Origin of the sequence: Tyzzerella sp. An114, assembly GCF_002161055.1 — a bacterium.
GTDB classification, from domain to species: Bacteria; Bacillota; Clostridia; order Lachnospirales; family Anaerotignaceae; genus Fimicola; species Fimicola cottocaccae.
Genome location: NZ_NFLT01000009.1, coordinates 31793 through 43424 on the forward strand (window position 1 = coordinate 31793; position 11632 = coordinate 43424).

Below are 11632 nucleotides of genomic sequence, written 5' to 3' on the forward strand. Positions count from 1 at the left end.
CTATTTTTCACTCCTGCTCATATTTTTAATTTTTTCAATGACTTCATCTTCTGTACAGCCTATTTTTTTCATATACTCCATAAATTTTTCAAGCTCTTTTTCAGCTAATATATTTCTAAGCTCCACAATAACCCCTCCATCATTTGTTATAAATCTTCCAGAAGTTCTCTCTGCAAAAACAAGATTTTCACGCTCAAGCTCTGAAAATGCTCTCTGCATTGTATTTGGATTTACACCAAATTCTTGTGCCATATCCCTTACAGATGGTAATTTGTCTCCTGCTTTTAGATTTCCAGAAGCTATCATTATTTTTATTTCATCTATTATCTGTATGTATATAGGAAGATTGTTATCGAAATCTTTTTTCAATAGTATCACGCTCCTTGTATTATTGTATTAACCTCTTAATACAATAATACAAGGATTATGTTTAGTTGTCAATAGTCTTAAGAATTTTGAAATAATTTATATTATTGTATTTTTATAAAAACATTTTTTAGTTTTATTGACATATATATACAGTGAAATATAATGATAATTTGTGTTTAAAAAATAATAAAAATGGGGTGTGTAAATAAGAAATGACAGATTATGAAAAAATAAATCAAAAAGGTTATCTTCAAAAGATGATTTGGCCTATATTTATAGAGCTTATACTTCAGATGCTTGTTGGAAATGTTGACCAGATAATGGTTGGAAAATATTCTGCAAATGCTGTTGGAGCAATAGCAAATGCCAATCAGATTATGAACCTTCTTATAATTATATTTAGTGTTATATGTACAGCTACTACAATAATAATTTCATTGTATCTTGGAGCAGGGGATAAAAAGAAGGTTGAACAGACATATACATTATCAATTTTTGTAAACTTTATATTCAGTCTTATAATAAGTTTTGTTTTTCTTGTTTTTGGAAGACAAATTTTAGAGTGGTTAAAAGTACCTTATGATATTATAGGAGAAACTGAAAGTTATATTAAAATAATAGGAAGTTTTATATTTTTACAATCAATATATTTAACTTTTGGTGCAATACTTAGAAGTAATACATTTATGAAATATAGTATGATTGTTTCTTTCATTGTAAATGCAATAAATATAGGAGGAAACTTTATACTTATAAATGGTTTTGGAAATATACCAGCAATGGGAGTTGCTGGAGCGGCTGTTTCAAGTAATATAAGCCGTTTTATAGGTGTAATTGTTATATACATAATATTTAGAAAGAAAACAGGAGCAAAACTTAGACTTTCTCATATATATCCTTTCCCTTTTGGAGAATTCAAAAAACTTATGGGCATAGGTATACCTTCTGGTGGAGAGTCTCTTTCTTATAATTTATCACAGATTGCAATTCAAAGAATGATAAATACTTTTGGTTCCGCCATAATATCAACAAAAGCATATGCAAGTATATTTGCAAATTTTTCTTATGTTTATGGTGCAGCTGTTTCTCAGGCTGGTCAAATAATGGTTGGATATCTTATAGGAGCTGGAGATGTTGAAAATACAGAAAAAAGAGTTTGGAAAACATTAAGAATTGCAATGATTACAGCCTTTGTAATATCTGTTGTTATATTTTTTATAAGTGATTATTGCTTTGGATTTTTTACAGATAATAGGGAAGTAATAGAGCTTGGAAAGAAAATAATGTTTATAGATATATTTCTTGAATTGGGGCGTTCATGCAATATGATATTTGTAAGAGCATTAAGTGCTGCGGGAGACATAAAATTTCCAATCACATTGGGAATAATAAATGTTTGGCTTGTAGCTGTTCTTGGAGGATTTATACTTTCAGAAGTTTTTGGTTTGGGACTTGTAGGAATATGGATTGCCATGACTGCTGATGAATGTATACGAGGAATTGTATTTATATTCCGTTGGAAAAGTGGAGTTTGGAAAAATAAGAAAATAATATAAATTATTATTAAATGGGTTAAAATATAAGTAAATATATTTTATATTTATGGAACAAATTTTCACAACAAATTTTGTTTATTATTTTATACAAAACTGTTATTATATATAATATAACAGCTTTTTTAGTTACAAAGTTCTAATTTTATGCAAAAGTGACTTATTTTGTTGACATTCTTTACCTGTTCAAAGTATAATTATAATTGATAATTTCTAATTGACATAACGTTTAACGGAGGTGGCACGAGTTTATGACCACAAATAAAGTCATTGACATTACGTTACTTGGGGAGTTTAGTCTTAACAATGCCAGTGAGGACTTTAATAAATTTATTAATCACAGTAAAAAAATGAGAATGTTTATCGAGTATCTTATTTTAAACAGAGAAAGACCAGTTCCTTTTGCAGAGCTTATAGAAAATTTATGGGGAAAAGAAAAAACTGATAAATCTTCTGGAGCTTTAAAAACAATGCTCTGCCGTTTTAGAAATTCTGTTGAAACAAATGAAATAGAAGAACTTGAAGACATAATCATAACAAAGAGAGGTTGCTATCAGCTTAATCCAGAGCTTTTATATAATATAGATGCTGAAAATTTTGAAATGCTCTGTGTTGATGCTGAAAGATATTTTGATGAGCCTGAAAAATGTCTTGAGATATATAAAAAGGCTGCTGAAATATATAAAGGAAACCTTTTGCCGAAGTCTGCTGATGCAAATTGGGTTATTCCAAAAAGAAATTATTATAGCAATATATTTTTAACAGCAATGAGAAATGCAGTTTTTCTTCTTAAAGAGAAAAATGACCATGAAACTGTTGTTGAAATATGTAAAAAAGTTCTTGATATTGATATGTATGACCAGTATTTTAATTACGAGATAATAAACACATATCTTGAACTTGGAAGAAATGATGAGGCTTTGAAACATTATAATTATATAACAAAGCTTTATTATTCAAAACTTGGAGTACAGATTGATGAGGAGATAAGAAATCTCTATGGTAAAATAGTAAGTCTCCAGAAAAAGAAAGAAACAGATATAGACATAATACAGAAAAGTCTTGAGGCTGAAAGTGCTGAGAAGGGTGCTTTTATATGTGAATTTGGTGTATTTAAAGAAATATATCATCTTGAAGCCAGATGTCTTGAGCGTTCAGGTGGTACAATGTTTATGGCTGTAATGAATATTGAGAGTACAGCCAGAAAAGCTATAAAACCTGAAAGACTTGATACAATAATGAAATGTGTAATAGATATATGTTGTAAGAGTTTAAGACGAGGAGATGTTATATCAAGATATAGCCCTAATCAGGTTGTTCTTTTACTTCCTATGGTTAATGTTGAAGATGGTAATCTTGTTATGGACAGAATTATTAAGACATACAAGAGAGAATACCCTAAAGTTAACATTGACATTACTTATGACATAAGAGCAGTAAATCCGGATACCACATCATAATTTAAGGAAGGTGAATTTTAATGCTTATATCTATGAGTACAGGGGTTCCATATGATATATCAATATATACAGTCTCTATTGACAGCTATATGAATAAAAGTCTCAGAGGAAGTTTTATAAATAATCATTATGGTGATGAGGTTAGTTTTAACTCAACTGTCGAAATGCTTTTTTCAATGGAACAAATAATGAATATGACAGGAAGTCCTAAAAAGTATGAGAAAGACAGAAGTTTTTATGATAATGAAGACGAAAACAATAAATTTTCCGATGAAGATAAAAATAGACTTGTAAAAATAAGTGATTTTAACGAGTATGATAAAAAAGGCGATATTGCCACATTTTATATAAAAATACGTTTCCGTCAGAATGCTTCTTGGCAGGGTAATATTACTTGGAGAGAAGGCGGAAAAACAGAGGACTTTAGAAGTGTTTTTGAACTTCTTAAAATAATAGACAGTGTATTCAAATAAATTAAAAAAACGGCTTTTTAAAGCCGTTTTTTTTATCTCATCATTTCTATTTTTTTAATCATCTGTACAGGATTTACACTGTGTTTTACTGCATTATCATATGATATTTTACCATCAGTATAAAGTTTTAATATACTTGTATCCATTGAAATCATATTTTCTTTTGCTGACGTCATTATAACATTGTCTATCTGATGTATCTTTGATTCACGAATAAGATTTCTTATTGCTGAATTTACAAACATAACTTCAAAGGCTGGTATAACTTTTCCATCAACAGTAGGGATAAGCTGCTGAGATATTACTGCACTTAATACCATTGAAAGCTGTACTCTTATTTGCTGTTGCTGGTCAACTGGAAAAGCATCTATTATACGGTCAATGCTGTTTGCTGCTCCAACAGTGTGGAGTGTTGATATTATCATATGACCTGTTTCTGCTGCTGTAACTGCTGTTCTTATAGTTTCAAAATCACGCATTTCTCCTACAAGTATTACATCAGGTGATTGTCTCATGGCTGCTCTTAAAGCTCCAACAAAACTTGCTGTGTCCATTTCAAGCTCTCTTTGGCTTACAATGCTATTTTTATGTCTGTGAAGATACTCAATAGGGTCTTCAAGAGTTATTATATGACTGTTGCGTTTTTCGTTTATTGCATCTATTATACATGCTAAAGTCATACTCTTTCCGCTGGCTGCTGGTCCTGTAACAAGTACAAAGCCTCCTGTTTTATCTGCTATACTCATTACATTTTCAGGTATGTTAAGTTTTTTATAGTCTGGAAGTTCAAAGCGTATTATTCTTATTACTGCTGCAAGAGAACCTCTCTGTTTGTATGTGTTTACTCTGAAACGTGAAAGACCTGTAATAGAGAATGAAAAGTCATCATCTCCTCTTTCTGTGAGAAGTTTTGGGTCTCTGTTTCCTGCTAATTCATACATTTGAAGTATAAGTTTTTCTGTATCGCTAGGAAGAAGCTTTTCTCCTTCACTGTGATTTATTGTATTATGTATCTTGAATGATACAGGAATTCCGGCCACTATAAAGACGTCAGCTGTTTCAAGCTCAACAGCTCTTTTTAATATTTCAACTATATCTTTCAAAATATTAATCCCCCTTTTTTTACTCTAATTCTGCATTTATATCAAAAAGCTCTAAATATCCACTGCCTTCATTTTCAGAAGCTTTTGAATAAGTAGTTCTCTCTTTCTCAATAAATCCTTTTGTATCATTATATAATAAAACTGTTTTTAAATCCATTGTATCATTTATAGGGACAGTTAATGTAAATGTTCCATTTTCTGTGTTTTCAATAGTACAATTATTTTCTTTTATAATGTTTTTGACATTTAAGTTTTCTATTGTATTTGATAATTTTATCTCAGAAACTATTTTTTCTGTTATTATATCAGCATCATTATATGATTTTATATAATCTCCTGTTTTAACTGAAAGATTGTAATCATTGTTTGCATGAACAAATGAAAGTACAGAAAATATTGATATACATATAACTATAAATATAGTTATAAGTGAAGTTATACCTATTGGTATTGAAGGAAGATTTTTTCTTTCATTATTCATATTTTTAAACCTCCTTTTAAATACCTGTTTTTATTGAGTATACAGGTTCTGTAATTTCATTTTCAAAAAAATTTATTGAAAAAACTGAAATATTATCCTCTTTATTTTCTGATATTTCAGCATGATATTTTGAAGTTTTATAATTGGAAGGATTTATATTTTCATTGAAATATAATATTAAGTTTCCATTTTCTTTTGAGACATTATAATACTGTGAAAGTATATCTGTATTGCCATCAGAATATTTTAAACATTGTATTATATTTTCACTTTCTATTGTAATTGCTGTATTTACAGAAGATTTCACTGATTTTTCGTAGGCGTTTGTAAATATATTTACAGATATTGCAGCACATATTGAAAATATGAGAACAACACCCATAAGCTCTGTAAGAAAAAGCAGTGAAGAGTTATTTTTTTTACTCATTTACTGTTCCTCCTTTATATTTACAATAAGTTTTCTTTTTCCTATATCTTCATATTCAGCTTCTATCTCCAAAAGCCCTTTATTTTTTTCACTTATAGTCAAATTTTTCATATCTGTTATATAAAGTCCACCGTCAAGAGGTATATCATTTCCTACATCTGTGAATATTTCTCTTAATTGACCATTATAACAATATATTCTTGTTTCATACATCTGTCCTTCTATTTCCTCAGGTATTACAAGCATATCAACTTTTTGATATGTATCCATATATATTGATGATTTATCAGCAGCTTTTATTTTATTTGATAAATATATAAGACCTGTTCTAAGACTGTAATTTTCATTTGTTTTTTCTGTTACACTTTTATAAACTTTTGTTCCATACATAAGAACTGATACCGATGATAATGCAAATACAAGGAAAAGAATAAGTATTACAAGGGTATGCAGTCTATGACCATGTTTTGAACTTCTTATTTCCATTGTCAATTCTTTCCTTTCCTTGAAACAAATATATCAGGTGGAATATTTCCGCCTCTACTTTGATAATCGGCTATGTATTTGTCAGTGTCAAAAAGTATTCCGTAGTTTTTTGTAAGATATTCCATGTCAGGAGGAAAACTTCCCTCAGCTGCATAACAGTGGAAAGCTGCTTTTTGTATTGCGTCTTCAATATATTTTTCTGTCTGTCCATCATTACTGTCTTGAGCTGAAATTGAAAAAAGATATATCATTCCTGAAAACAGTATAAAAAGAAATACTGTGATTTTTGAAAAATTTCTTTTTTTGTTTTTTGTAAATATCACAATAAATCACCTCTTAACCGATAGAAGACATTATACCCCAAACAGGCATCATTACTGACAAAAGAATTATTCCAACAAGTATTGAAAGAGCAATTACTATGGCAGGCTCTATTGATGATATAAGATTATTTATTTTATTTTCTGCCTCTGTTGTATATTTTTCGGATATTTCTTTCATAACTTCTTCTGATGAACCTGTCTGAAATCCTATTGATAACATTGAAGCGTGTATACTTTTTATAATTCCTGATGTTTCTAATGCTTCTGAAAAAGAGCTTCCGTTTTGTATAAGAATAACACAGGATTTTATTTTATCTTTTATTTTTGGATTATCTGAAAGTTCCATTCCAAGTTCAAGGGCGTCAAAAGTGTCATATCCAGCAGACATTGTTAAAGCAAGAGCTGAAGTAAGTCTTGATATGCCTATTGCTTCTGATGTTTTTGAATTCTTTGTAAGTGAATTTCTTATGGCTGAAAGCTTTGCAGCTCCTTTTTCGTTTTTTGACATTATAAATACTACTATTAAAAGTATTATAACAATAGCTGTTATATAGAGAGCTGCTCCTGAAAGAGCGTTGCCTATATTCATAATTGTTACTGCTGTTTTTGGCATTTCAGAGCCTAACTGTAAAAATACATTTTCAAATATAGGAAGAACTTTTGTTGTAAGTATAAAAAGTACAATGAGAAGTATACCTGTCATAATAAGAGGATATGTTAAGGCACTTTTTATTGTGTCTTTAAGCTCATCTTCTCTCTTGTAATATACATAAAGTTCATTTAATATTTTTTCTAAAGAACCTGTTCTCTCTCCAAGCATTACCATAGACACCATATAATCAGGAAAACTTTCTGTTTCTTTTAAGGCTTCACAGAAAGGTGTTCCCATATCAAGACTATGACATATGTTTTCAAGAATTTCTTTACCTTTTTTTGAGTTTTCTTCATTTAAAACTATTCTTATACCGTCAGCTATTGGCATACCTGACTTTAAAAGCATTGATACTTCCAAACAAAATGCAGATAATATGTCTGCGGGAAGTGTTTGTTTTGAACTCATTATTAATATTCGCTCCTTTCGAAGGCTTTTTATAAATACAATTAATAAGCATATTTTGCAGTGTAATTACTTCCGTCTCCTATATACTGCTGAATTCTAATACTGTTTTTACTTGATGAAGCAAATGTTGGGTCCATAAGCTCCCATGATTTTCCGTCAAAGTATACAGCTTTATCAATCCAGCCAACACCCTTTATATATACATTAATCCATGCATGGTAAAGACTTCCTGAGTATCCAACAACAAGTTTTGAAGGTATTCCCTGGCTTCTTAACATTGATGTCATAACAGCTGCATAATCAAAACATATACCTTTTTTGAGCTTTATTATCTCGTCAGGATTTGGAAGATAACCGCTTTGTACTGTTTGAGCCTTCTGTGTATCATATGAAATATTTCCTATTACGTAGTAATATATTTTTTTGAGTTTGTCAAGTTCCTCCGGTGTATCACTAACAAGTTTATCTGCAAGAGCAACAACATCAGAGTTTGAGTTAAAGTTTACATACTGGTTAGGATAGAGAAATGGTGAAAACTCATCTTTTATATTTACATTAAATGATGTGTTGTAAGCAGTTGAATATTTTGTGCCAGATATATTTTCATAAACTGTTACACTGTATTTTCCATTACCTTCTGCAAGAGGGAATGTCTCATAATTACCTTTGTTGTTTAAGTTGTATGTATAAGCTGCTCCACCTGATTTCTGTACAATACATTTTATTTTTTTATCTGTTCCACCTGTGTATTTTACCATTATATAACCTTCTGAAGCATTTGAAGCATCAACAGCAGCCTTTGAATTGTTGTATACTGTTGTTCCTGAAGCTACTGGCTGAGGTATAATTTTTGCACTGGCGTCTTCTCTATTTGCTACCCCGTTAAAAACTAAAATTCCTCCTAAAACTGCAACTGTTATTGCAGTATAAATTTTCTTTTTATTAATCATAAACCCACTTCCTTTTCCTTATTTCTATTTTATAAATACTATAATTTTACATTATTATGCTATATATTATATCATATAAAAGAATAAAATGGTAACAAAAATTAAAGAAAATTGTAAAAAACATCAAAAATGTTACTATTAATAATAAAATAACATTTTTAAAATAATTTTTTATTTAAAAATACCATAGTTTATATGATATAATTTTTTGAGTTAAAATAAAAGTAATTTGAGGTGTATTTTTATGGACAATTTTATATTCAGTCTTAATGCCACAGTACCTATATTTATAATAATATTACTTGGATATATTTTAAGACAAAAGAATTTAGTTAATGAAAATTTTGTAAATATAGGAAATAAAATTGGTTACATAATATTTCTTCCAGCATTATTATTTAAAGATATTTCGGGAGCGGATATAAAAGGGGAATTTAATGTAAAATTTCTTATTTTCTGTATGGGAGCAACAGTTATAAGCATAGCTGTTATATGGATTTTATCGGAAATATTTATAAAAGATAAAAAAATAATAGGAAGTTTTGTTCAGGGAAGTTTTAGGGGAAGTGCTGCTGTTTTAGGTATAGCTTTTGTTGAAAATATGTATGGAGACTCGGGAATGGCTCCTATGATGGTTCTTGGCGCAGTTCCTCTCTATAATGTTTTTTCTGTAATAATACTTACAATAAAATCTGAAAATAGTATTGGAAATGATAATCTTTTTAAGAAATCATTTATAAATATACTTAAAAATCCTATTATATGGGGAATTGTTGTTGGATTAACTTTTTCTGTATTAGAAATAAAATTACCTACAATGATTAATAAGGCTGTAAATAGTGTTGCATCTTTGGCAACTCCTTTTGCTCTCATAATATTAGGTGCAGGATTTGAAGGTAAAAAAGCTCTTGCTAAAATAAAACCTACAATCGTTGCAACAGCTCTTAAACTTTTTATTATACCAGCTGTTTTTATTCCTATTGCCATGTATATGGGCTTTAGAAATCAAGAAATGATTGCAATACTTATTATGCTTGGTGCTCCTTCAACTGTAAGTTGTTATGTTATGGCTAAAAATCTTGGTAATGATGATGTTTTAGCCTCAAGTATAGTTGTTGCTTCAACATTTTTATCTTCATTTAGTATTACAATGTGGATATTTATATTAAAAACTATGGGATATCTTTAAGAGCTGTAAAATTTACAGCTCTTTTTTTGTGCATATAGTGAATTGAAATTTTATGTAGTTATGTTATATTGATAGTAGATATATCGAGTATTGATATAGTTTGAGAGGTGGATTTTATGGCAAGAGAGCAGCTTCAAACTCTTTCGGAGCCAATGTATTATATACTTCTTTCTCTTACAGAACCTCGTCATGGCTATGATATTATGACAAGAGTTTCTGAATTATCTGGTGGGAGAGTTGCTGTTGGGGCAGGTACTTTATATACTTTGCTTTCACGTTTTGAGAAAGAAAAAATAATATATCTTTATGCTGAGGAAAAAAGAAGAAAAATTTATGCCCTTACCGAAAAAGGACTGGAAATTTTAAAGGAAGAATACAGAAGGCTTAAAACTATGGTTGATGATGGAAACTTTTTAGAAAATATTAAGTGATAAGAGGTGATATATATGAAAAAAATATATATGGGAAATTTTACACCGATGGAATATAAATTGCTTGAGTCTTATTTGAATAGTTTAAGTTTTGATGATGGACTTTGTATTGAAAGAGTGAAATTTGGCAGAGGGTATTTTTCAGAATGTGAAAAGGGAAAATATAGATACTGTACTGATATTATTCTTAACAATGTAAAGGATATAAAAGGATATAGAGATTTTTATTCTGAAATGGGTTGGGAGTTTGTCTGTGAAATTAATAATATACAGATTTTTAAAAGTGAGACAGAAAAAAATCTTCCTCCTATACATACAGATGAAAAAATAGAAAAAGAAACAATTAAAAAATATCTTAAATTTAATACTTTAAGTTATATTCCAATAGTTATACTTATATTTTTACAGTTTAAAAATTTTAAATACACATATTTAATCCAAAATACAACTTTTATATCTTTTTTATTCGCAATAGGTATTGTGTGTTACTTTATATATGAAAATATAAAATATTATGTTGATTATAAAAAAGTCTGTTATCTTATAGATAAAAAAGAAAATATAGTGAGAGAAAAAATTGAAAGGAAAATATTTATTAAAAAAATAAGAGGTATACTTTATTTAATTTTAGTTTGTCTTTTATTATTAACTGTGGTTTCTGAAGCCTTTTCTGGAAACGGTATTGTTATATTTATGATTTTGTTCTTTTTATATATGTTTTTAGGTGGAACTATTTTAGCTTATATAAAGGCTAAGGATAATGGTAAAATCACAAAGAAATTTATTATTTCATCTGTTGTGTTTGTTGTATTTTCAATGACTGCAATTCCAGCCCTTGTTTTTTCAGGTTTGTTTTTTAACAATTTGAATATTGATGAAACAGTTATGCCAGAGGGCGGAAAGTATGCTAAATGTAGTTATATATATCCTGATGCAACAGTAAAAGAAAGTATGTATAGGGAAAGGAGTAGTTTGTTTGTTCCTAAAAGTTTAGACTACTGGGAGATCTCAAAAGATAATGATGTTGCTTTATCTGTAAGAACAGAATACTTTAATTGTATTAATAACACTATATCAAAATTTATTTTTGATAGTTATATAGATGAATATAATGAATTAAATGAAGATAGATATTTTGATTTAAAATATAAACTTGAATATGTAGAACCTTCATTATTCGGTGTTGATGAAGCTGTTGTTGTTAATGATAAAAAAGCTATTTTATTGAAAGGCGATGAAATGTTTATTATAGAACTTGATACAGATATAACAACTCCTGAAAATATTGCTGTATGTAAGAGAGTTATACAGTAGAGGTGATTATAAT

Annotated in this window: 14 protein-coding genes; 6 read left to right on the forward strand and 8 right to left on the reverse strand. The window is 28.9% G+C overall.

Features of this window, described 5'->3' with window-relative positions:
- Positions 1 to 369 carry a GntR family transcriptional regulator gene (locus B5E58_RS09285; protein ID WP_088109394.1) on the reverse strand — a complete coding sequence of 123 codons (369 nt, stop codon included), beginning with the start codon at positions 367 to 369 and terminating at the stop codon, positions 1 to 3.
- Between the two features lie 212 nt (positions 370 to 581).
- On the opposite strand from B5E58_RS09285, the gene B5E58_RS09290 reads away from it, so the two are divergent.
- The 3 genes from B5E58_RS09290 (at position 582) to B5E58_RS09300 (ending at position 3855) form a co-directional block, all read left to right on the forward strand.
- Entirely contained in the window at positions 582 to 1925 is a 1344-nt protein-coding gene (locus B5E58_RS09290) for an MATE family efflux transporter (RefSeq protein ID WP_088109395.1), read from the forward strand.
- Between the two features lie 248 nt (positions 1926 to 2173).
- Entirely contained in the window at positions 2174 to 3382 is a 1209-nt protein-coding gene (locus B5E58_RS09295; RefSeq protein ID WP_088109396.1) for a bacterial transcriptional activator domain-containing protein, read from the forward strand.
- 20 nt (positions 3383 to 3402) lie between these two features.
- The gene (locus tag B5E58_RS09300; protein WP_088109397.1) at positions 3403 to 3855 is read left to right on the forward strand and encodes a hypothetical protein; all 453 of its coding nucleotides are present in this window, start codon (positions 3403 to 3405) and stop codon (positions 3853 to 3855) included.
- A 32-nt stretch (positions 3856 to 3887) separates the two neighbouring features.
- On the opposite strand, the gene B5E58_RS09305 is transcribed toward B5E58_RS09300, so the two are convergent.
- The 7 genes from B5E58_RS09305 to B5E58_RS09335 are packed head-to-tail and all read right to left on the reverse strand — an operon-like array spanning position 3888 to position 8685.
- Positions 3888 to 4958, reverse strand: a complete 1071-nt coding sequence (locus tag B5E58_RS09305) for a type IV pilus twitching motility protein PilT (RefSeq protein ID WP_088109398.1) — start codon at positions 4956 to 4958, stop codon at positions 3888 to 3890.
- Positions 4959 to 4977: 19 nt separating this feature from the next.
- A complete protein-coding gene (locus B5E58_RS09310; RefSeq protein ID WP_088109399.1) occupies positions 4978 to 5439 on the reverse strand; it encodes a hypothetical protein in 462 nt (153 codons plus the stop codon).
- Positions 5440 to 5455: 16 nt separating this feature from the next.
- Entirely contained in the window at positions 5456 to 5866 is a 411-nt protein-coding gene (locus B5E58_RS09315) for a hypothetical protein (RefSeq protein WP_088109400.1), read from the reverse strand.
- Positions 5867 to 6352 carry a DUF4860 domain-containing protein gene (locus B5E58_RS09320; protein ID WP_088109401.1) on the reverse strand — a complete coding sequence of 162 codons (486 nt, stop codon included), beginning with the start codon at positions 6350 to 6352 and terminating at the stop codon, positions 5867 to 5869.
- Between the two features lie 2 nt (positions 6353 to 6354).
- On the reverse strand, positions 6355 to 6675 hold the full coding sequence (locus B5E58_RS09325; RefSeq protein WP_088109402.1) for a hypothetical protein: 321 nt from the start codon (positions 6673 to 6675) through the stop codon (positions 6355 to 6357).
- A gap of 13 nt (positions 6676 to 6688) precedes the next feature.
- Positions 6689 to 7735, reverse strand: coding sequence for a type II secretion system F family protein (locus B5E58_RS09330; protein WP_088109403.1), 1047 nt, complete (start codon positions 7733 to 7735; stop codon positions 6689 to 6691).
- A 41-nt stretch (positions 7736 to 7776) separates the two neighbouring features.
- Positions 7777 to 8685 carry a transglutaminase-like domain-containing protein gene (locus tag B5E58_RS09335; RefSeq protein ID WP_088109404.1) on the reverse strand — a complete coding sequence of 303 codons (909 nt, stop codon included), beginning with the start codon at positions 8683 to 8685 and terminating at the stop codon, positions 7777 to 7779.
- Positions 8686 to 8929: 244 nt separating this feature from the next.
- On the opposite strand from B5E58_RS09335, the gene B5E58_RS09340 reads away from it, so the two are divergent.
- The 3 genes from B5E58_RS09340 to B5E58_RS09350 all read left to right on the forward strand — a co-directional run bounded on the left by B5E58_RS09340 (position 8930) and on the right by B5E58_RS09350 (position 11619).
- Positions 8930 to 9874 (forward strand): AEC family transporter, encoded by a 945-nt coding sequence (locus B5E58_RS09340; protein WP_088109405.1) that lies wholly within the window; start codon positions 8930 to 8932, stop codon positions 9872 to 9874.
- A gap of 116 nt (positions 9875 to 9990) precedes the next feature.
- Positions 9991 to 10305 carry a PadR family transcriptional regulator gene (locus B5E58_RS09345; RefSeq protein ID WP_088109406.1) on the forward strand — a complete coding sequence of 105 codons (315 nt, stop codon included), beginning with the start codon at positions 9991 to 9993 and terminating at the stop codon, positions 10303 to 10305.
- 15 nt (positions 10306 to 10320) lie between these two features.
- Positions 10321 to 11619: a DUF2812 domain-containing protein gene (locus tag B5E58_RS09350; RefSeq protein ID WP_088109407.1), complete on the forward strand. Its 1299-nt coding sequence runs from the start codon at positions 10321 to 10323 to the stop codon at positions 11617 to 11619.
- The last annotated feature ends 13 nt before the right edge of the window (positions 11620 to 11632 follow it).

Coding starts and splice junctions, on each gene's coding strand:
- B5E58_RS09350 (WP_088109407.1), top strand. CDS start 10,321: ATGAAAAAAATATATATGGGAAATTTTACACCGATGGAATATAAATTG.
- B5E58_RS09345 (WP_088109406.1), top strand. CDS start 9,991: ATGGCAAGAGAGCAGCTTCAAACTCTTTCGGAGCCAATGTATTATATA.
- B5E58_RS09320 (WP_088109401.1), bottom strand. CDS start 6,352: ATGGAAATAAGAAGTTCAAAACATGGTCATAGACTGCATACCCTTGTA.
- B5E58_RS09290 (WP_088109395.1), top strand. CDS start 582: ATGACAGATTATGAAAAAATAAATCAAAAAGGTTATCTTCAAAAGATG.
- B5E58_RS09300 (WP_088109397.1), top strand. CDS start 3,403: ATGCTTATATCTATGAGTACAGGGGTTCCATATGATATATCAATATAT.
- B5E58_RS09315 (WP_088109400.1), bottom strand. CDS start 5,866: ATGAGTAAAAAAAATAACTCTTCACTGCTTTTTCTTACAGAGCTTATG.
- B5E58_RS09330 (WP_088109403.1), bottom strand. CDS start 7,735: ATGAGTTCAAAACAAACACTTCCCGCAGACATATTATCTGCATTTTGT.
- B5E58_RS09335 (WP_088109404.1), bottom strand. CDS start 8,685: ATGATTAATAAAAAGAAAATTTATACTGCAATAACAGTTGCAGTTTTA.
- B5E58_RS09295 (WP_088109396.1), top strand. CDS start 2,174: ATGACCACAAATAAAGTCATTGACATTACGTTACTTGGGGAGTTTAGT.
- B5E58_RS09310 (WP_088109399.1), bottom strand. CDS start 5,439: ATGAATAATGAAAGAAAAAATCTTCCTTCAATACCAATAGGTATAACT.
- B5E58_RS09340 (WP_088109405.1), top strand. CDS start 8,930: ATGGACAATTTTATATTCAGTCTTAATGCCACAGTACCTATATTTATA.